The following is an 18398-nucleotide window of genomic DNA, read 5'->3' as shown; positions in this document are numbered from 1 at the left end:
GTCGACGCGGAAGCGGCGCGGAGTCGACGCGGAAGCGGCGCGGAGTCGACGCGGAAGCGGCGCGGAGTCGACGCGGAGTCGACGCGGAAGCGGCGCCGGTGCCGTCCGGCGCCCGGCCTCCGCCGGACGCCACCCCCCGGTGCGGGGCTGCCGCTCAGCGGCGCCGGCGGTGTACGGCGATGACCGCGGCCGTGCCGCCGGCCACCGCGCCGACGCCCGCGGCGGCGGGGATGCCGACCTTGGCTGCCTTGCGGCCGGTGCGGTAGTCGCGCAGGCGCCAGTCCATGGCGCGGGCGTGTTTGCGGAGCTTGCTGTCGGGGTTGATCGCGTAGGGGTGGCCGACCAGGGACAGCATCGGGATGTCGTTGTGGGAGTCGCTGTAGGCGGCGCAGCGTGAGAGGTCCAGGCCCTCGGCGGCGGCCAGGGCGCGCACCGCCTCGGCCTTGGCCGGGCCGTGCAGGGGCTCGCCGACGAGCTTGCCGGTGTAGACGCCGTCGATGGACTCGGCGACCGTGCCCAGCGCCCCGGTCAGGCCCAGGCGCCGCGCGATGACCTGGGCGATCTCCACCGGTGCGGCCGTGACCAGCCACACCTTCTGGCCGGCGTCGAGGTGGGCCTGGGCGAGGGCGCGGGTGCCGGGCCAGATGCGCTCGGCCATGTACTCGTCGTAGATCTCCTCGCCGATGGCCTGCAGTTCGGCGACCTTGTGCCCCTGGACGATGGACAGCGCGGAGTCGCGGGCTTCCTGCATGTGCTCGGGGTCCTCGACCCCGGCCAGCCGGAACCAGGTCTGCTGCCAGGCGAACCGCAGCAGCTCACGGGTGTCGAAGAACTTGCGCTTGTACAGCCCGCGCCCGAAGTGGAACAGGGCCGCGCCCTGCATCACCGTGTTGTCCAGGTCGAAGAATGCCGCGGCCCGCTCGTCGCCGTGTACCGGGAACTCCGGTTCGGCTCCGGCACCTTCGCGGTCGAGTACGTCGGTGGTGGACTTGCGTGCTGCCTCCGCCGAGGCCTCGCCTGCCAACACGCTCCGCGCCGTGGCGGAGCGCCTACGGGGAGTGAGCCATCCGAGAGCGGCCATGTCCGTGAGCATAGCCAGTCTGTTCGGTGTTTCCTGAGTCGAGAGGTTTGAACGTCGTGAACTCTACGCGTCCGGGTCGTTAAGGCGGGCGCGCGACAATGGCCGGCATGAGCCCCTTCTTCCGGTCCAGGACTCAGCGGGACCACCTCGTGACCCTCATCCGCAAACCGGGATGTCATCTCTGCGACGACGCGCAGGTCGTGATCGAGAAGGTCTGCGGCGACCTCGGCGTGCGCTGGGAGCAGAAGGACATCACCGAGGATCCGGATCTGCACGCGCAGTACTGGGAGCAGATCCCCGTGGTGCTCGTCGACGGCCGCCAGCACACGTTCTGGCGCGTGAACGAGGACCGCCTCCGCAAGGCCCTCACCGGCTGACCGCCCCCTCCCCGGCCGACCTGCGACGACTGACCGGCCAGTACAAAGTGGCCGGATTGTCGCTTAGGATCGATGGCGGCTTGGTCTCGGGGGCGGGATTCACAGAGGAGAGTGTGCTGTTTTGCCCCCAGAAGAAAAGGAACGCTGTGCGTGCCGCGCCGGTTCCCCGCCGAGACGGCAGGCCCGCGTGACTCGGGTCACGTTGGCCGGGCAAATCGGACACCATCTTTGTGCACGCGTTCACAAAGACATAGCCTGCTGTCGACGGGGCGGTCCGGGGACGTATGACCGCCTGAAGCCCCGCTCTACCCGCAGGAGCACCGTGGCAACTGGCCGAACTCACCGACCGGCGACCCGTAGCCGAGGGATTCCCGAGGCCACCGTCGCCAGGCTTCCGCTGTACCTCCGCGCCCTGACCGCGCTCTCGGAGCGTTCCGTGCCCACGGTCTCCTCGGAGGAGCTGGCGGCGGCCGCGGGGGTCAACTCCGCGAAGCTGCGCAAGGACTTCTCCTACCTGGGTTCCTACGGCACCAGGGGCGTCGGGTACGACGTCGAGTATCTCGTGTACCAGATCTCCCGCGAACTCGGCCTGACCCAGGACTGGCCGGTTGTGATCGTAGGAATCGGTAACCTCGGCGCCGCGCTCGCCAACTACGGCGGCTTCGCCTCCCGCGGTTTCCGGGTCGCCGCGCTGATCGACGCCGACCCCTCGATGGCCGGGAAGCCGGTCGCCGGGATCCCCGTGCAGCACTCCGACGAGCTGGAGTCGATCGTCCGGGAGAACGGCGTCCACATCGGCGTGATCGCGACCCCCGCGGGCGCCGCCCAGGAGGTCTGCGACCGGCTGGTGGCCGCCGGGGTCACCTCCATCCTCAACTTCGCGCCGACCGTGCTGTCCGTCCCGGACGGCGTCGACGTGCGCAAGGTCGACCTCTCCATCGAGCTGCAGATCCTCGCCTTCCACGAGCAGCGCAAGGCCGGCGAGGAGGCCGCCGCCAGGACGGCCGCCGGTGTGCCGGCCCCCGCCGCCACCAACGCCGCCGACGGCGCCGACGGCGCCAAGCGGACCTCCGCCACCGACCAGGGGCCCGACGGGGACGTACCCGCCGTGATGCCGGCATGAGTCTCCTCGTCGTCGGACTGAGCCACCGCAGCGCCCCGGTCAGCGTGCTGGAGCGGGCCTCGCTGAGCGGGGACGCCCAGATCAAGCTGCTGCAGGACACCGTCGCCGCCGAACCGGCTGCCGAGGCCGCCGTACTGGCCACCTGCAACCGCATCGAGCTCTACGCCGACGTGGACAAGTTCCACGCCGGTGTCGCCGAGCTGTCCACGCTGCTCGCCCAGCACAGCGGGGTCGGCCTGGAGGAGCTCACGCCTTATCTCTACGTGCACTACGAGGACCGGGCCGTCCACCACCTGTTCTCGGTGGCCTGCGGGCTGGACTCGATGGTGGTCGGCGAGGGCCAGATCCTCGGCCAGATCAAGGACTCCCTGGCCCGCGCGCAGGAGCTGCACACCGCCGGGCGCCTGCTGAACGACCTGTTCCAGCAGGCCCTGAGGGTCGGCAAGCGCGCCCACTCGGAGACCGGCATCGACCGCGCCGGGCAGTCCCTGGTCACCTTCGGCCTGGAGCAGCTGGCCGCGGGCGCCCCGGTGGACGGCTGGGCTCGGGACAAGAAGGCCCTGGTCGTCGGCGCCGGTTCGATGTCCTCGCTGGCCGCGGCGACCCTGGCGCGGGCGGGCGTCGCGGAGATCGTGATCGCCAACCGCACCCAGGACCGCGCCGAGCGCCTGGCGGAGATCCTCACCGAGGGCGACGACACGGACGTCCTGGCCCGTGCGGTCCCGATGGACTCGGTGCCGTTCGAGCTGACACGTGCCGACGTCGTCGTCTCCTGCACCGGCGCCAGCGGCCTGGTGCTGACCGCCGACGAGGTCGCCGCGGGCGTCGCCGGCCGCACCGGCGAGCAGCCGGCCGGCCTCGGCGAGGACGAGAACGAGGGCGCGGGCGCGGGCGAGGACACCGCGGTGCCCGCCGCACCCGGGTCCGCCCCCACCGCGCAGACCCTGCTGCCGCCGACGTCCGTCGGCACCGAGGAGAACTGCCCGCTGGACCTGTCCGCCGTGCAGCCCGGCTTCTCCGTGGCGGGCGAGGCGGCCGTGGCCGGCATGGACGCCGCCACCCTGGAGCAGCACGCCGCGTGGGTCGCCGGAGGCGCCGCCGCGCAGGACACCCGCCGGGGCGGCCCGGAGGCCGACGCCGAGCTGATCGGCGCGCTGGCCGCGACCGCGGCGAAGGCGGGCCGCATCCCCGAGCGGCGCCGCCCCGAGCCGGTGGCCGAGCCGCCGCGCCCGGAGCCGGTGCTGTTCCTGCTGGACCTCGCCATGCCGCGGGACATCGACGCCGCCGTGCACCGCCTCGCCGGGGTGCGGCTGGTGGACATCGAGTCGCTCGCCGAGGCGTCCGCGGACGCTCCGATGGCTGCCGATGTGGACCAGGTCCGGCGTATCGTCTCCGACGAGGTCGCCGCGTTCGGGGCGGCGCAGCGGGCCGCGCACATCACGCCGACCGTGGTCGCGCTGCGCGCCATGGCCGCCGACGTGGTGGCGGGCGAGATCGCCCGCCTGGAAGGGCGGCTGCCCGGCCTCGACGACAAGCACCGCGCGGAGATCACCCAGACCATGCGGCGCGTGGTCGACAAGCTGCTCCACGCGCCGACCGTACGGGTCAAGCAGCTGGCCGCGGAGCCCGGCGGCGCCGGATACGCGGACGCGCTGCGGACCCTGTTCGATCTCGACCCGGAGACGGTCGCGTCCGTCTCGCGGGCCGGGGACAGCACCACCGAGAAGGACCGAGGCCGGCATGAGTGACAAGGCACTACGGCTGGGGACGCGGCGCAGCAAGCTCGCCATGGCCCAGTCCGGGCAGGTGGCGAAGGCGGTCAGCCAGGTCACCGGACGGCCCGTGGAACTGGTGGAGATCACCACGTACGGCGACGTCTCCCGCGAGCACCTGGCGCAGATAGGCGGCACCGGCGTGTTCGTCGCCGCGCTGCGGGAGGCGCTGATGCGCGGCGAGGTCGACTTCGCCGTGCACTCGCTGAAGGACCTGCCGACCGCACAGCCCGAGGAGCTGGCTCTCGCCGCCATCCCGGCGCGCGAGGACCCGCGGGACGTGATGGTCGCCCGGGACGCGCTGAAGCTGACCGACCTGCCGCGCGGGGCGCGCATCGGCACCGGTTCGCCGCGCCGCATGGCCCAGCTCAACGCGTACGCCCGCGCCCACGGCCTGGACTTCGAGACCGTGCCGATCCGCGGGAACGTCGACACCCGGATCGGATATGTGCACAAGGGGGAGCTGGACGCCGTCGTCCTGGCCGCCGCCGGCATGAACCGGATCGGCCGCGGCGACGAGGTGACCGACTTCCTCTCGGTCGACGCCGTACTGCCCGCTCCCGGCCAGGGGGCACTGGCGGTCGAGTGCGCCGCGGACGACGCGGGCCTGATCGCCGCGCTCGCCGAGCTCGACGACCCGTTCACCCGGGCCGCCGTGACGGCCGAGCGGTCACTGCTCGCCGCCCTGGAGGCCGGTTGCAGCGCCCCCGTGGGGGCCTTGGCCGACCTCCTGGCCGACGGGCAGATTGTCAAGGAAATGCGCCTGCGGGGTGTTGTCGGCACGACCGACGGTGCCACGCTGGTGCAGCTGTCCACCACCGGTCCCGTGCCCGAGACGCACGAGGCGGCGACGGCACTCGGTCGCGAACTCGCCACCGAGATGCTCGCGCAGGGCGCGGCCGGTCTGATGGGGGAGCGAGCACATTGAGCCCCACCACCCTTCCCGCCCCTCCGGAACAAGGGCACGTCACCTTCCTCGGTGCCGGACCCGGGGATCCGGGACTGCTGACTCTGCGCGCCGTGGAGGCGCTGGCGAACGCGGACGTCCTCGTCGCCGAGCACGAGGTGCTCGACGTCGTGCGCCGGCATGCCAGGCAGGGCGTCGCCGAGGTGCAGACGGACGCGGCGGACTCCTCCGCTGCTACCGCCACGGGCACAGGCACGCCTCAGCTGACGGTTGTTGACGGCGCGTCAACAACCGCCGGCGACCCCGCTGTGCGGGATGCCGCACATCTTGTCATGGAGGCCGCGCGGGGCGGCAGGCGGGTCGTGCGTGCGGTGTCCGGCGATGTCGGCCTGGACTCCTACGCCGCCGAGGAGATGCTGGCGTGCGCCGCCGCCGGGGTGCCCTTCGAGGTGGTCCCCGGCATCGCGGCCGCCGTCGGTGTGCCCGCGTACGCCGGAGTGCCGCTGCGCGACGCGCAGGGCACCGACGTCCGGTTCGTGGACGCGCGCACGGCCTCGGACCGCTGCTGGACGGAGATCGGCGCCTCGGACGGCACGGTGGTCGTCTCGGCCACGCTGGACACCGTGGCCGCCACCGCGGGCGAACTGGTGTCCGCCGGTCGCAAGCCCGACACACCCATGACGGTCACCGTGGCGGGCACCACGACCCGGCAGCGCACCTGGACCGCCACCCTCGGCACGATCGCGCAGACGCTGAAGCAGGCGAAGGTGCTGCCGTCGCCGGAGGGCGGCCGGCCCGTGATAGCCGTGGTCGGTGAGCGCTCTTCCGCCGCCCAGCGCGACCAGCTGGCGTGGTTCGAGTCCAAGCCGCTGTTCGGCTGGAAGGTGCTCGTGCCGCGCACGAAGGAGCAGGCGGCGTCGCTCTCCGACCAGCTGCGGTCCTACGGTGCCGTGCCGCACGAGGTCCCGACCATCGCGGTCGAGCCGCCGCGCACGCCCCAGCAGATGGAGCGGGCGGTCAAGGGGCTGGTGACGGGCCGCTACGAGTGGATCGCCTTCACCTCGGTCAACGCGGTCAAGGCGGTCCGGGAGAAGTTCGAGGAGTACGGCCTCGACGCCCGCGCCTTCGCCGGCATCAAGGTGGCCGCGGTCGGCGAGCAGACGGCGGCCGCGCTGGTCGCCTTCGGCGTCAAGCCGGACCTGGTGCCGAGCGGCGAGCAGTCGGCGGCGGGCCTCCTGGAGGACTGGCCGCCCTACGACCCGGTGTTCGACCCGATCGACCGTGTCTTCCTGCCCCGCGCCGACATCGCCACCGAGACGCTGGTGGCCGGCCTGATCGAGCTGGGCTGGGAGGTCGACGACGTCACCGCCTACCGCACGGTCCGCGCCTCGCCGCCCCCGGCGGAGACCCGCGAGGCGATCAAGGGCGGCGGCTTCGACGCGGTCCTGTTCACCTCCTCCTCCACGGTCCGCAACCTGGTCGGCATCGCGGGCAAGCCGCACAACGTGACGGTGATCGCCTGCATCGGCCCGGCCACCGCGAAGACGGCCGAGGAGCACGGCCTGCGGGTGGACGTGATGGCCCCCGAGCCGTCCGTCCACAAGCTGGCGGAGGCGCTGGCCGACTTCGGCGCCCGGCGCCGCCTGGCCGCGCTGGAGGCCGGCGACCCGGTGACCCGCCCGAGCGAACGCCGCCCGGGCTCCCGCCGCCGCCGCTCCACGACCTGACCGGTCCGAGACCGGCAACAAGGCGGGGCGCCCCCACTCCGGGGCCGCCCCGCCTTCGTCTTTGCGGCCGGGCGGACGATCCTGCCTCTACTCGTCGCCTGGGCGTGGCCCGAAGAGCACCGGGATCAGGGTCGGCGCATCCGGCCAGGGCATCAGCCCGCCCGAGTCCCTGAAGGCGCGGACGCGCGTCTCGTACGTCTCCTCGAGACCCGGACCGCCCGCCGCAGCTGCTCCGGCGTCACCTCCCGCTCACGCATCAGCAGCAGCCTGGCGATCTCGAGCGTGTTCACCTCCGGATCCGGCCCCGCACTCGCCACCAGCTCCGGCGCCCGCTGCCCGGCCCGCTCCCGGCGCCGTCCGTCCTCGGCGGCCCGGACCGGCAGCCGCTGGTACGGCTCCTCCCGCGCCCGCGCCCGCTCCTGTTCCCGCTCCCGCAGCGCCGCGCGCTCCTGCTCCTTCGCCCACGCCTTCTCCCGCGCCCGGGCCCGCTCCGCCGCCTTGCGCCGCCGCACCTTGTCCGGACCGCGCCGGGGTTCGGGGAGCGCGGGGTCGACCGGAGCGGGTCGTCCAGTACGCCACGCGACCAATCCCCGCGTCTTACCCCGCAACCCGCCTGTTCAGCCCTGTTGGCTGCACACGGCCACAACTCGCCCTACATGAACCCGGAAAACGAAGCAATCCGGTCAACAAATGGTCACTCTCCGGCACCTGACAGGGCGTCAACCGACTACAGAAGCGACGTAATCGATGATTTGAGCAACTCGGTGTAGCAGCGCCTGTACGAAGCGTTATTCTCCTCAGACGCAAACCGGCACCTCTCCGTCGCTACGACGGGTGAAAGGTTCCGAAGTGCATGTGATGGAAGCTCTGCCTCTGGGAGTCCCGTGTACCCACACGTCGGGGTTGACGCCTCGGGCCTGGCTACGCTGCGCGCGACGGTCGCAACGGCCCGAGACCTGTTGCGCGGCTTCGTCCCCACCGCGTACGCCGTCCCCGCCTTCGCCACCGCACCCGTCGGCCCCTGCTACGCCCTCGCCGAAGGCAGTGCCGCGGTCGGCAGACGCGGGCGCTCCTCGGGCGCGGCCACCGCACGCCGGCCCGCCGCGGACAGCGACAGCGCCCGGATGATGGACCTGGTCGAGCGCGCCCAGGCCGGCGAGGCCGACGCCTTCGGGCGCCTCTACGACCAGTACAGCGACACCGTGTACCGGTACATCTACTACCGCGTGGGAGGCAAGGCGACCGCCGAGGACCTCACCAGCGAGACCTTTCTGCGGGCCCTGCGCAGGATCGGCACCTTCACCTGGCAGGGGCGCGACTTCGGCGCCTGGCTCGTCACCATCGCCCGCAACCTGGTCGCCGACCACTTCAAGTCCAGCCGCTTCCGCCTGGAGGTCACCACCGGCGAGATGCTCGACGCCAACGAGGTCGAGCGCTCCCCGGAGGACTCGGTCCTGGAGTCCCTGTCCAACGCCGCCCTGCTGGACGCCGTGCGCCGCCTCAATCCCCAGCAGCAGGAGTGCGTCACGCTGCGCTTCCTGCAGGGTCTGTCGGTGGCCGAGACCGCCCGGGTGATGGGCAAGAACGAGGGCGCCATCAAGACGCTCCAGTACCGGGCGGTGCGCACCCTCGCCCGGCTCCTGCCGGACGACGCCCGCTGATCCGGGCACGCTCGGCGACCCGCAACTCACGTTCCGTGAGGCCGCGTTGACTTCATCAACGGATCCCCCGGCGTCCGTAACCCAAGTGCCGCACCGCTCGTTGTGCGGGATGCAGGCTCCCTGTGGTCACCCCCTGACCAACTTCGATCACCCGATCGTGTGCAAGTGGTCAGCTGCGGGAACCCTCAGGACCCCCTGGGGAGTCGACCGTCATGACGAGAGGAGGTGCCGCCAGTGATCGCGAATGTATCGGCGCACCGGCGGGCGAGCGCCTTCGCCCAGGCCCTGGAGGAGCAGACCGACCGGGGCACGGCGGCCGAGCAGTCCGAAGGACCGGCACCGATCGCCGCGGAGACCGAGCAGACGCGACTGCTCGAACTCGCCGGCGAGCTCCGCGCACTGCCCAGGCCGGAGCTGGACCCGGAGGTCAAGACCGTCCAGCGCGCCCAGCTGGTGGCCGCCTTCGAAGCCATGCTGCGCGAGGGCACGGCGGGCGGCACGGCTGACCCGCCCGTACCCGGGCAACGCGGGCGCCGCGCCCACGGCGCCCACCGGGCGACGGCTCTGAGCAGGCTCCGTCCCCGCTCCCGGCTCGCCAAGGGCCTCACCGCCGGCGGCATCGGCGTCGGCGTCGCCGCGGGCGCCCTCGGCGGAGTCGCCGCCGCCAGCTCCGACGCCCTGCCCGGCGACACCCTCTACGGACTCAAGCGCGGCATCGAGGACGTCAAACTCACCTTCGCCGACGGCAACGACGAGCGCGGCCAGGTCTACCTCGACCACGCCTCCACCCGTCTGAGCGAGGCCCGCCGCCTGATGGAACGCGGCCGCAGCGGCCCCCTCGACCACGAGTCCCTCACCGAGGTCCGCCACGCCCTGTCCAACATGCGGCACGACGCCTCCGAGGGCCACCGCCTGCTGCGCGAGGCCTACCAGCGCAACCCCGACTCGCTGGCCCCCATGCAGGCGCTCTCCTCCTTCTCCCAGTCGCACCGCGAGCTGTGGGGCAACCTGCGCCAGCGCCTGCCCCTGCAGCTCGGGGACGTCAGCGAACAGGTCAACTCCGTCTTCGACGCCATAGACGAGGACGTCGCCCCGCTGCAGTCCATGCTCCCCGAGTCCCCGGCCCGCAAGGGCGGGGGCGACGGCAAGCAGCACGGCTCGGGAACCGCGCCCAGCGACTCCTCGAGCCCCGGCGGCGCCTCCAAGGCGCCCGGCAGCACCGGCGGCACCGCCGAGGAGCGCGGCTCCGGCAGCGAGGGCCCCAGCAGCTCCGCCGACTCCGGCAAGGAGAACGACGGCCTGCTCGGCGGCAACACCGGCGGCCTGCTCGACCCGCCCAAGGAGAGCAGCGGCAGCAAGAGCTCGCCGCCCATCACCGACGGCCTCACCCGGCCCGACAAGCCCGACGTCACCCTCCCGCCGCTGCTGCCCGGCCTGCTCCCGGGCCTCGGCATCGAAGGCGAGGACGCGGAGTAGGGCCGAGCAGGACCCGAGCAGAGCGACCAGACCAAAGGGGGCCCGAGCAGGGCTGCGGGGCACCGTACAGCCGCACGGGGCGCCCTCCCGATCCCCATCCGGGAGGGCGCCCCGCCGCGTGCGCAGACGGCCGGAAGAGCCGCGCTGACGGCCGCCCGATTCGCTCAACCGGTCAGCCGCTCAACCGCTCAGCCGGTCAGCCGCTCAGAAGAACACCGACCGCCGCTGCACCAGCAGCTTGTACAGCGTGTGCTGAATCTGTTCGCGCACCTGATCGGTCAGGTTGAACATCAGCATCGGATCCTCCGCCGCCTCCGGCGGATACCCGTCCGTCGGGATCGGCTCACCGAACTGGATCGTCCACTTCGTCGGCAGCGGGATCGCACCCAGCGGCCCCAGCCACGGGAAGGTCGGCGTCAGCGGGAAGTACGGCAGCCCCAGCAGCCTCGCGAGGGTCTTGGCGTTGCCGATCATCGGGTAGATCTCCTCCGCGCCGACGATCGAGCACGGCACGATCGGAGTGCGCGCCCGCAGCGCCGTGGAGACGAAGCCGCCCCTGCCGAAGCGTTGCAGCTTGTAGCGGTCGGCGAAGGGCTTGCCGATGCCCTTGAAGCCCTCCGGCATCACCCCGACCAGCTCCCCCTGCTCCAGCAGCCGGGAGGCGTCCTCCGCGCAGGCCAGGGTGTGGCCCAGCTTGCGGGCCAGCTCGTTGACCACCGGCAGCACGAACACCAGATCCGCCGCCAGCAGCCGCAGATGACGGCCGGCCGGATGCTTGTCGTGCACGGCGACCTGCATCATCAGGCCGTCCATCGGCACCGTCCCGGAGTGGTTGGCGACGATCAGCGCGCCGCCCTCGGCCGGGATGTTCTCGGTGCCCTTCACCTCCACCCGGAAGTACTTCTCGTACAGCGGGCGGAGCAGGGACATCAGGACCTGGTCGGTGAGCTCCTCGTCGTACCCGAAGTCGTCGACCTCGTAGTCACCGGTGAGGCGGCGGCGCAGGAACGCCAGCCCGCTCGCGAGGCGCTGCTCCAGGCCGCCGGAGTCGTCGTCCCCGGCCTGCTTCCCGGGCCGCTCGTCCTCATGGGTCACCGGATCATCGTCCCGCACGGGGGCCACGCCCGGCAGGGGCTGGACCTCCCCCACCGCCGGCTGCTCCCCGCCCGCGCGGCGGCTCGACGCACCGCGGCGGCGCGACGAGCGCGGCGTGGATCCTCCACGGGACCGGTCGTCGTCGAACGGAATGACCTTGGCGTCCGCCATCGTTGCTGCGCTCCTCAGTTGGCGCTCTGCTTCGGGGGGTGAGAGCTGCCCGGCAGGGGCAGCGCCGCGATCCGGTCGACAGCCGCGGCGAGGGCCTCCGGCGGAAGCAGCCCCGGCCCGCGGCTGCGCACGAAGTCCGCAAACGTTTCGGCAGTCGTGTACTTGGGGGTGAAACCCAGAACGTCACGCATCTGGTCCGTCGCCACCACCCGGCCGTGGGTGAGCAGCCGGATCTGCTCGGGCGAGAAGTCCGTCATCCCCAGGGTACGCATCACCGTGTTCGCCCAGGTGACCGCGGGCAGCAGCAGCGGCACGGTGGGCCGGCCCAGCCGCCGCGAGCACTGGGACAGCAGCAGCACACCGTCGCCGGCGATGTTGAACGTGCCGCTGTTGAGCGTGCCCCGCCGCGGCTCGTGGGAGCCGATCCGCAGCACCTCGATCACATCGTCCTCGTGCACGAACTGCAGCCGCGGGTCGTAGCCCAGCACGGTCGGCAGCACGGGCAGCGAGAAGTACGAGGCGAGCGGGCTGTCCGCGGTCGGGCCGAGGATGTTGGCGAACCGCAGCACACACACCGCCACGTCCGGCCTGCGCCGGGCGAAGCCCCGCACATAGCCCTCGACCTCCACGGTGTCCTTGGCGAAGCCGCCGCTGGGCAGGGACTTGGGCGGGGTGGTCTCGGTGAACACCGCCGGATCGCGGGGTGCCGAACCGTAGACATTGGTGCTGGACTTCACGACCAGCCGTTTCACGTGCGGGGACTTCTGGCAGGCACCGAGCAGCTGCATGGTGCCGATGACGTTGGTCTCCTTCAGCGCGGCCCGGCTGCCGCTGCCCAGCGGAGTGCCCGTGACGTCGAGATGGACGACCGTGTCGGCGCCGGACTCGGCGAGCACGCGGGCGATGGTGGGCTGGCGGATGTCGGCCTGGACGTAGTCCGCGCCGCCCAGATGATGCTCGGGCGGGACCGCGTCCACGGCGACGACCCGGTCCACCTCGGGGTCACGCTGGATCCGCCGGACGAAACGGCCCCCCAGCTGACGGGCCACTCCGGTCACGAGCACGACCTTTCCCAAGATCAGCGCCTTCCTTTCGCCCTGGTCCGTGGGGCCAACCTACCGGGTAGTAGTCGCTCTGTGGTGTCTTCCGACTGCGGGAAGTGACGAGCGGCCGAAACGCATACCCGTCGCGTACCCGTCTTCCCATGACAGTGGCCCCCCACCGGCTTGCGGTGGGGGGCCACTGGACACGCTTTCGCGCTGCCGCTTACTTCTTGTTGCGGCGCTGGACGCGCGTGCGCTTGAGCAGCTTGCGGTGCTTCTTCTTGGCCATCCGCTTACGCCGCTTCTTGATAACAGAGCCCACGACTAACCCTCGCTCACTTCTCATCACTCGGTGTGTTTGGGCGCCATGGGCCCACACGACCTTCGAGGGGTTAGCCTACCCGCCCGAGCGCTGAGGTCGTAATCGAGGTACCCGGGGAGGGCCCGAAGGTGCCCTGGACGGGCGCTCCCCGGCTCGCCGTCAGGCGGTTTCCACCCCCACGTAGCTCTCGCGGAGATAGTCGTGCACCGCTTGCTCGGGGACGCGGAAGGACCGCCCCACCCGGATCGCGGGCAGATGACCGCTGTGCACCAGGCGGTACACGGTCATCTTGGACACTCGCATCACCGAGGCGACCTCCGCCACGGTAAGGAACTGAACCTCGTTCAGAGGCCTTTCGCCAGCTGCAGCCATGACACACCTGAACCTTCCGCACTCGACGGCCACCGGCTTCCCCTTCCGGTGACTCTTCGTCGCTGCGTGCTCACTCCCCAATGTAGGGGCGGGTGATGCGAGTGGGGAAGAGGTGCACCCATCGGCGGCCTACTGTGACAGACACGCCCGATTGAGTACGTAGCGGGTCAACGGCAGGTAGTAATCGGACCGCGCACCGTCCTCGAGCGGAACGACGACGGACACGCACCCCTCCGCCTGCCCGACGAACGGCGCCGGATCGTTCACATCGGCCAGGGCGATCACCTCGAACCCCAGCTGACCTGCCGCGCAGGCCCAACCATGATCACCGATCACCAGATCCGGAAGCGGCCCGCCGGCCTCGGCCGCCGCTTCCAGCGCGGTACGAACCGGGAGAGGGGAGTGCGTGTGTGCGCCGGGCTCACAACCGGGGCGCTGGGGGTCGCCGTCGCGGACGAGCGCGACTCCCCGTACGTAGCCGAGGTTGTACGTGCGTAGACCGAACCGGGTCGTTATGTCGACACAGCGACCCTGCGCCGGGGTGAGGACGGTACATCCCGCCGCCGACAAGGCGTCTGCCAGAGCGGCGTAGAAACCGAGCAGCGGGTGCGGGTGCCCGGTCCCCAGCAGCACGGCGGCCCGCCGCCGCGCGGCCGCAGCGAGCCGTTCCGCATAGGCGTCCAGGGCGGCCAGCGTTCGCTCCGGATCGATCACCTCCTGGCCGCCGGTGCGCCCCGGATCGGCCGGAGACCCGCACCGCTCGGCCATCAGCGCGGCGACCTCCCGCTGCCCCCAGGACCACACGGGCTCGATCCCGATCAGCACCCGCGGATCCCGCGCCGCGAACAGCCGATAACTCCGCAGGCTCTCCTCCCGCGTGGTCGCCACCACCCCCGCAAGCCGAGCGGCAACCAAATGCCCCCGAATCTCCCCAGCACTGACCACCCCCCGATCCTGACCCACCCCGGCCCCTCCGGGGTCCCGTTCCCCCGAACAACCCACGGTCGGCGTACACCGAGCCCACGTAGCCGCGGGCATTCGTGCCGCCTAGGAAGGCACGGGCGGGCGATGGGGGTCCCCCCGCTCGAGCGCAGTCGAGAGTGGGGGAGGCACCCCGCCAGCGCCGGTGAGCGCACCCACCCCCGCCCAGCCCTCACGCCGGGCAACCAGTCAAAGAACCGGTCAGCTCCCCTACGCCAACAACCCCCGCAACGGAAACACCGCCCGCCGAGTCGCCAGCACCGCCTGATCCAACCGATCCGCCGGGTCGTACCCCTCCTCCCAGGACGCGAACGAAACCGGCCACCGCCCATCAGTCATCCGCACCGGCCCCAACTGCCGCGTCCGCGCATACACCTCCTGCCGCCACCCTTCAGGAATCACCGTCTCCGGCTCCACCGCCCGCTCCGCAGCGATCCCCACCAGATGAGCCCACGACCGCGGCACGACCTCCACCACCGCATAGCCCCCGCCGCCCAGCGCAACCCACCGCCCCCCGGCGTACTCGTGCGCCAGCTCATGACACGCCACCTGCACCGCCCGCTGCGCATCCAGCGACACCGCCAGATGCGCCAGCGGATCCTCGAAGTGCGTATCCGCCCCGTGCTGCGTCACCAGCACCTGCGGCCGGAACTCCGCCAGCAGCTCCGGCACCACGGCATGGAACGCCCGCAGCCACCCCGCGTCCCCCGTCCCCGCCGGCAGCGCCACATTCACCGCGGTGCCCTCCGCCCTGCCCGCCCCGGTCTCCTCCGGCCACCCGGTCTGCGGGAACAGCGTCCGCGGATCCTCGTGCAGCGAGATCGTCAGAACCCGCGGATCCTCCCAGAACGCCGCCTGCACCCCGTCCCCGTGATGCACGTCGACGTCGACATACGCCACCCGCTCGGCCCCCAGTTCCAGCAGCCGCGCGATCGCCAGCGCCGCGTCGTTGTACACACAGAACCCGGACGCGGACCCCGGCATCGCATGGTGCAGCCCGCCCGCGAAGTTCACCGCGTGCGGCGCCTCCCCCCGCCACACCGCCTCCGCCGCCCCCACCGACTGCCCCGCGATCAGCGCCGACACCTCGTGCATCCCGGCGAACGCGGGATCGTCGATCGTCCCGAGCCCGTACGAGGTGTCCGCGGCCCTCGGGTCCGCCGAGGCCGCCTTGACCGCGTCGATGTAGTCCTGCCGGTGGACGAGCCGCAGCGTCGACTCCCCGGCCGCCTTCGCGGCGACCACCTCCACCTCACGGTCGAGTCCGAGGGCGTCGATCAGACTCCGGGTCAGGGCGAGCCGGACCGGGTCCATCGGATGGTCCCGGCCGAAGTCATAGCCCGTTACTGCCTCGTCCCACATCAGCTGTGTGCGGCCGCTCATGCCCGCCACCGTATCGGTCCGGTTGAGCCACGAACGACCGGCCATGGACGAGTGTCACCAGCACCAACACCATCGGCACCAGCATCGCCCCGCGGTAGCTCCAGGCTTCCCCGACCGCCCCCACCAGGGGCGAACCGATCAGGAATCCCACGTAGTTGAAGACGTTCAGCCGCGCAATGGCCGCGTCCGAGGCCCCCGGCCCGGGCAGCTCATGGGCCCGCCGGCCCGCCGCGGCGAAGGTCTGCGGCACCAGCACGCACAGCCCGAGCCCCAGCAGCGTGAACCCCAGCATGCCCACCCACGCGCCCGGCGCCCCGGCCACCACCGCGAACCCCGACGCGGCCACCAGCGCCCCGCTCCGCACCACCGCCACGGCCCCGAACCGCCGCACCCCGAAGTCCCCGATCACCCGCCCGAGCAGCGTGGTGACCATATAGACGTTGTAGGGGACCGTCGCCAGCTGCTCGCTGCTCCCCAGCACGTCCTGCAGATACTTGGCACTCCAGTTGGAGACCGTCGAGTCCCCGATGTACGCCACGGTCATCACCAGACACAGCGGCAGCAGCCACCGGAACCCCGCACCCCCGGCGTCCCCGGAGCCCTTCGCCGCCGTCCCCTCGGCCGCAAGCCCGCCGTTCTCCTCCCCCTTCTGTTCCCCGTCCTCCTCCTCGTCGACGTACCAGCGGCTCCCCGCCAGCGCCGCCGGCATCAGCACCAGCACCACCGGCAGATACGACACCCACAGCGCCAGCTGCCAGTGCGCCCCGGCCCACGCCAGCGACGCCCCGACGATCCCGCCCAGGCTATAGGCGGCGTGGAAACCCAGCATGATGCTGCGCCCGTAGGCCCGCTGCAGACTCACCCCGAGCATGTTCATCGAGGCGTCCAGCGCACCGACCGCCAACCCGAACACCGCCAGCGCAGCGGCCAGCACGGCCATCTGCTCCCCCGCCCCGACCACCAGCAGCGACAGCAGCACGACCGGCTGCGACCACCGCAGCACCCGGCTCGGCGCGGCCCGCCGCACCACCCGCTCGGTCGCCACACTGCCGACACCGGCCAGGATCGGCACGGCGGCCAGGAAGACGGGCAGCAGGGAGTCGGACACCCCGTACTGGTCCTGGATGGCCGGGATCCGCGTCACGAGCAGGGCGAAGGCGACGCCCTGGACCAGGAAAGCGAACGCCAGCGAGGCCCTGCCGCGCCGCAGCACATCGGTCATGGCGGCGAGCGTAGGGCCCCGGCGTACCGGTGGGTAGATCCGGCCAAAGATGAATTTCCTTCAGTTTCACCGGTGTTCAAGGCGGCGCTCAGCCCAGGCGTCGCCCCCGCCTTCACCCCACGCCCACGACCGCAGGCTCCGGTTCCTCGGAACTCTCGGCAGCCTCGGCACCTTCGGCAGCCGTGACCGTCCCGCACACTCCAGGCGTCTTCACCTCCGCGGCGAGCATGGCCGCCATCGGCCCGGCACCCAGCGCCCCGGCCACCAGAAACGCACCCGCCAGCGTGACGATCATCAGCACCGTACCCAGCCACACCATGGTGTCCACCGGCAGCGCATACGCCCCGATCACCCGCACCACGCACTCCCCGAGCAGCGCCGCGCCCCACACCACCGAGAACCTCCGCTCGGCCCGCCGGAACGCCTCCGACCCGCCCATCAGCCGCGTCCAGGCCGCCTCCCGCTCCTCCTGGCCACGGACGAGCCACGGCTTCATGGCCGAGGTCATCATCGGCTTCCCCAGCGCCACCGACACCAGCACACCGATACCGATGACGCTCCCGACCGAGCTCTCCCGCACCAGCATCATCCGCGCGTCACCGGAGACGAAGCCGAGCACCATCGACGTCACATTGACGAAGAGGATGAGCACGGCGAACGCATTCACCGCCCGCTCCCTCACCAGCCCCCACCCCGTGCGCACGGCCGGGAACACGCTGCTCCAGGCGAGGGCGGCGAACTCGCTCATCCCCGCGGCGCTCCTCAGCAGGTAGTACGTCCCGACCGGCACCGCCACGTCCAGAACCACCGGCAGGAGGGCCGGCCGCTTGCCCTTGTGCACACCCGAGTTCGTCGTCATGCCCTCAGCTTCCCGGCCGGGCCGGGTCGCGCAGTAGAAACGAACGTCCGCATCTCGGCATGACGATTGTCATGGGCCCACCGCTGCCGGGCATCACACCAGCAGTTCGGGCAACTCCCGCATCGCCGCGAAGAGTCCGGTGGCCCCCGCGAGCTTCTCCGGCGGCGTCATCGCCGTGAACCCGTACACATCCATCCCGGCCGCCACGGCCGCCTGCACGCCCAGTGGGCTGTCCTCGACGACAACGCACCGCTCCGGGGCGACGCCCATCCGCTCGGCCGCGTACAGAAAGAGATCGGGTGCCGGCTTGCCCCGACCGACATCCTGCGAGCTGAAGATCAGCTCGTCCCCGAACCACCGGTCCAGCCCGGTCGTCCGATGCCCGACCCGGATCCGCTCATGGCTGCCGGACGAGGCCACGCAGTACCGCACCCCGTCGGCCGTCAGCTTCCCGAGCACATCCCCGACACCGGCCACCGGCTGCAACTCCCGCTCGAACGCGGCGAAGACCCGGGCGTGGAACACATCGTCGAAGTCCTCCGGCAGCTTCCGCCCCGACCGCTGCTCCACCAGCTCGTGCACGCGATGCATGGCGGACCCCATGAAGTCACGGATGGAGTCCTCGTACGAGGTCGGGTGCCCGAGCTCGGTGAGGTAAGCGGCGAGGTGCCGGTTGGAAATCGGCTCGCTGTCCACCAGCACACCGTCGTTGTCGAAGATGACCAAGTCATAGCGCATACCTCGACCCTAAACGCAGAAAACCCCGCACCAGAAGGTGCGGGGTTTCCCGGAAAAATCGTCCGGCGGCGTCCTACTCTCCCACAGA

Annotated in this window: 18 protein-coding genes; 7 read left to right on the top strand and 11 right to left on the bottom strand. The window is 71.7% G+C overall.

All coding sequences use genetic code 11. The features are described from left to right. Positions 1–154: 154 nt before the first annotated feature. Entirely contained in the window at positions 155–1081 is a 927-nt protein-coding gene (locus ABD198_RS26550; RefSeq protein ID WP_344006508.1) for an HAD family hydrolase, read from the bottom strand. A 98-nt stretch (positions 1082–1179) separates the two neighbouring features. On the opposite strand from ABD198_RS26550, the gene ABD198_RS26545 reads away from it, so the two are divergent. The 5 genes from ABD198_RS26545 (at position 1180) to ABD198_RS26525 (ending at position 6987) form a co-directional block, all read left to right on the top strand. Continuing rightward, positions 1180–1458: a glutaredoxin family protein gene (locus ABD198_RS26545; protein ID WP_344006506.1), complete on the top strand. Its 279-nt coding sequence runs from the start codon at positions 1180–1182 to the stop codon at positions 1456–1458. 322 nt (positions 1459–1780) lie between these two features. Further along, a complete protein-coding gene (locus ABD198_RS26540) occupies positions 1781–2581 on the top strand; it encodes a redox-sensing transcriptional repressor Rex (RefSeq protein WP_344006504.1) in 801 nt (266 codons plus the stop codon). After that, positions 2578–4329 (top strand): glutamyl-tRNA reductase, encoded by a 1752-nt coding sequence (locus ABD198_RS26535; protein WP_344006502.1) that lies wholly within the window; start codon positions 2578–2580, stop codon positions 4327–4329. Before ABD198_RS26540 ends, ABD198_RS26535 begins: the two co-directional genes overlap by 4 nt. Beyond that, a complete protein-coding gene (gene hemC / locus ABD198_RS26530; RefSeq protein WP_344006499.1) occupies positions 4322–5281 on the top strand; it encodes a hydroxymethylbilane synthase in 960 nt (319 codons plus the stop codon). Before ABD198_RS26535 ends, hemC begins: the two co-directional genes overlap by 8 nt. Beyond that, positions 5278–6987 (top strand): bifunctional uroporphyrinogen-III C-methyltransferase/uroporphyrinogen-III synthase, encoded by a 1710-nt coding sequence (locus tag ABD198_RS26525; protein ID WP_344006497.1) that lies wholly within the window; start codon positions 5278–5280, stop codon positions 6985–6987. The genes hemC and ABD198_RS26525 overlap by 4 nt, the downstream gene beginning before the upstream one ends. A 152-nt stretch (positions 6988–7139) precedes the next feature. On the opposite strand, the gene ABD198_RS26520 is transcribed toward ABD198_RS26525, so the two are convergent. Beyond that, entirely contained in the window at positions 7140–7574 is a 435-nt protein-coding gene (locus ABD198_RS26520; protein ID WP_344006495.1) for a hypothetical protein, read from the bottom strand. A gap of 297 nt (positions 7575–7871) precedes the next feature. Between ABD198_RS26520 and ABD198_RS26515 the strand changes: the two genes are divergently transcribed. Both ABD198_RS26515 and ABD198_RS26510 read left to right on the top strand, forming a co-directional pair. Beyond that, entirely contained in the window at positions 7872–8648 is a 777-nt protein-coding gene (locus ABD198_RS26515) for an ECF subfamily RNA polymerase sigma factor, BldN family (RefSeq protein WP_344006493.1), read from the top strand. A gap of 234 nt (positions 8649–8882) precedes the next feature. Continuing rightward, positions 8883–10124, top strand: a complete 1242-nt coding sequence (locus ABD198_RS26510; protein ID WP_344006491.1) for a DUF5667 domain-containing protein — start codon at positions 8883–8885, stop codon at positions 10122–10124. A 204-nt stretch (positions 10125–10328) separates the two neighbouring features. Here ABD198_RS26510 and ABD198_RS26505 read toward each other — a convergent pair whose 3' ends face one another. The 9 genes from ABD198_RS26505 to ABD198_RS26465 form a co-directional block, all read right to left on the bottom strand. Next, a complete protein-coding gene (locus tag ABD198_RS26505) occupies positions 10329–11390 on the bottom strand; it encodes a lysophospholipid acyltransferase family protein (protein ID WP_344006489.1) in 1062 nt (353 codons plus the stop codon). Between the two features lie 14 nt (positions 11391–11404). Further along, positions 11405–12466, bottom strand: coding sequence for an NAD-dependent epimerase/dehydratase family protein (locus tag ABD198_RS26500; RefSeq protein ID WP_344006487.1), 1062 nt, complete (start codon positions 12464–12466; stop codon positions 11405–11407). A gap of 190 nt (positions 12467–12656) precedes the next feature. Continuing rightward, on the bottom strand, positions 12657–12755 hold the full coding sequence (locus tag ABD198_RS26495; RefSeq protein WP_003948845.1) for a 30S ribosomal protein bS22: 99 nt from the start codon (positions 12753–12755) through the stop codon (positions 12657–12659). A gap of 159 nt (positions 12756–12914) precedes the next feature. Continuing rightward, positions 12915–13127: a helix-turn-helix domain-containing protein gene (locus tag ABD198_RS26490; protein ID WP_019981034.1), complete on the bottom strand. Its 213-nt coding sequence runs from the start codon at positions 13125–13127 to the stop codon at positions 12915–12917. Between the two features lie 129 nt (positions 13128–13256). Next, positions 13257–14018 carry a phosphatase gene (locus ABD198_RS26485; RefSeq protein WP_425580560.1) on the bottom strand — a complete coding sequence of 254 codons (762 nt, stop codon included), beginning with the start codon at positions 14016–14018 and terminating at the stop codon, positions 13257–13259. Between the two features lie 300 nt (positions 14019–14318). After that, positions 14319–15491 carry an acetoin utilization protein AcuC gene (locus ABD198_RS26480; protein ID WP_344006480.1) on the bottom strand — a complete coding sequence of 391 codons (1173 nt, stop codon included), beginning with the start codon at positions 15489–15491 and terminating at the stop codon, positions 14319–14321. Then, positions 15442–16713: an MFS transporter gene (locus ABD198_RS26475; RefSeq protein ID WP_344006478.1), complete on the bottom strand. Its 1272-nt coding sequence runs from the start codon at positions 16711–16713 to the stop codon at positions 15442–15444. Before ABD198_RS26475 ends, ABD198_RS26480 begins: the two co-directional genes overlap by 50 nt. 112 nt (positions 16714–16825) lie before the next feature. Beyond that, positions 16826–17572 (bottom strand): VC0807 family protein, encoded by a 747-nt coding sequence (locus ABD198_RS26470; RefSeq protein WP_344006476.1) that lies wholly within the window; start codon positions 17570–17572, stop codon positions 16826–16828. A 93-nt stretch (positions 17573–17665) separates the two neighbouring features. Continuing rightward, positions 17666–18310 carry an HAD family hydrolase gene (locus ABD198_RS26465; protein WP_344006474.1) on the bottom strand — a complete coding sequence of 215 codons (645 nt, stop codon included), beginning with the start codon at positions 18308–18310 and terminating at the stop codon, positions 17666–17668. Positions 18311–18398 lie beyond the last annotated feature (88 nt).

The sequence above is a fragment of the Streptomyces thermocarboxydovorans genome, from assembly GCF_039524635.1.
In the GTDB taxonomy this organism is placed as follows: Bacteria; Actinomycetota; Actinomycetes; order Streptomycetales; family Streptomycetaceae; genus Streptomyces; species Streptomyces thermocarboxydovorans.
The sequence above is the reverse complement of the archived record's forward strand: the minus strand, read 5'-3'. Positions and strand labels throughout refer to the sequence as shown.

Bases quoted from the DNA above. Each gene is read 5' to 3' on its own strand.
- ABD198_RS26550 (WP_344006508.1), bottom strand. From the start codon at position 1,081: ATGGCCGCTCTCGGATGGCTCACTCCCCGTAGGCGCTCCGCCACGGCG.
- ABD198_RS26545 (WP_344006506.1), top strand. From the start codon at position 1,180: ATGGCCGGCATGAGCCCCTTCTTCCGGTCCAGGACTCAGCGGGACCAC.
- ABD198_RS26535 (WP_344006502.1), top strand. From the start codon at position 2,578: ATGAGTCTCCTCGTCGTCGGACTGAGCCACCGCAGCGCCCCGGTCAGC.
- hemC (WP_344006499.1), top strand. From the start codon at position 4,322: ATGAGTGACAAGGCACTACGGCTGGGGACGCGGCGCAGCAAGCTCGCC.
- ABD198_RS26505 (WP_344006489.1), bottom strand. From the start codon at position 11,390: ATGGCGGACGCCAAGGTCATTCCGTTCGACGACGACCGGTCCCGTGGA.
- ABD198_RS26490 (WP_019981034.1), bottom strand. From the start codon at position 13,127: ATGGCTGCAGCTGGCGAAAGGCCTCTGAACGAGGTTCAGTTCCTTACC.
- ABD198_RS26480 (WP_344006480.1), bottom strand. From the start codon at position 15,491: ATGAGCGGCCGCACACAGCTGATGTGGGACGAGGCAGTAACGGGCTAT.
- ABD198_RS26475 (WP_344006478.1), bottom strand. From the start codon at position 16,713: ATGACCGATGTGCTGCGGCGCGGCAGGGCCTCGCTGGCGTTCGCTTTC.
- ABD198_RS26470 (WP_344006476.1), bottom strand. From the start codon at position 17,572: ATGACGACGAACTCGGGTGTGCACAAGGGCAAGCGGCCGGCCCTCCTG.
- ABD198_RS26465 (WP_344006474.1), bottom strand. From the start codon at position 18,310: ATGCGCTATGACTTGGTCATCTTCGACAACGACGGTGTGCTGGTGGAC.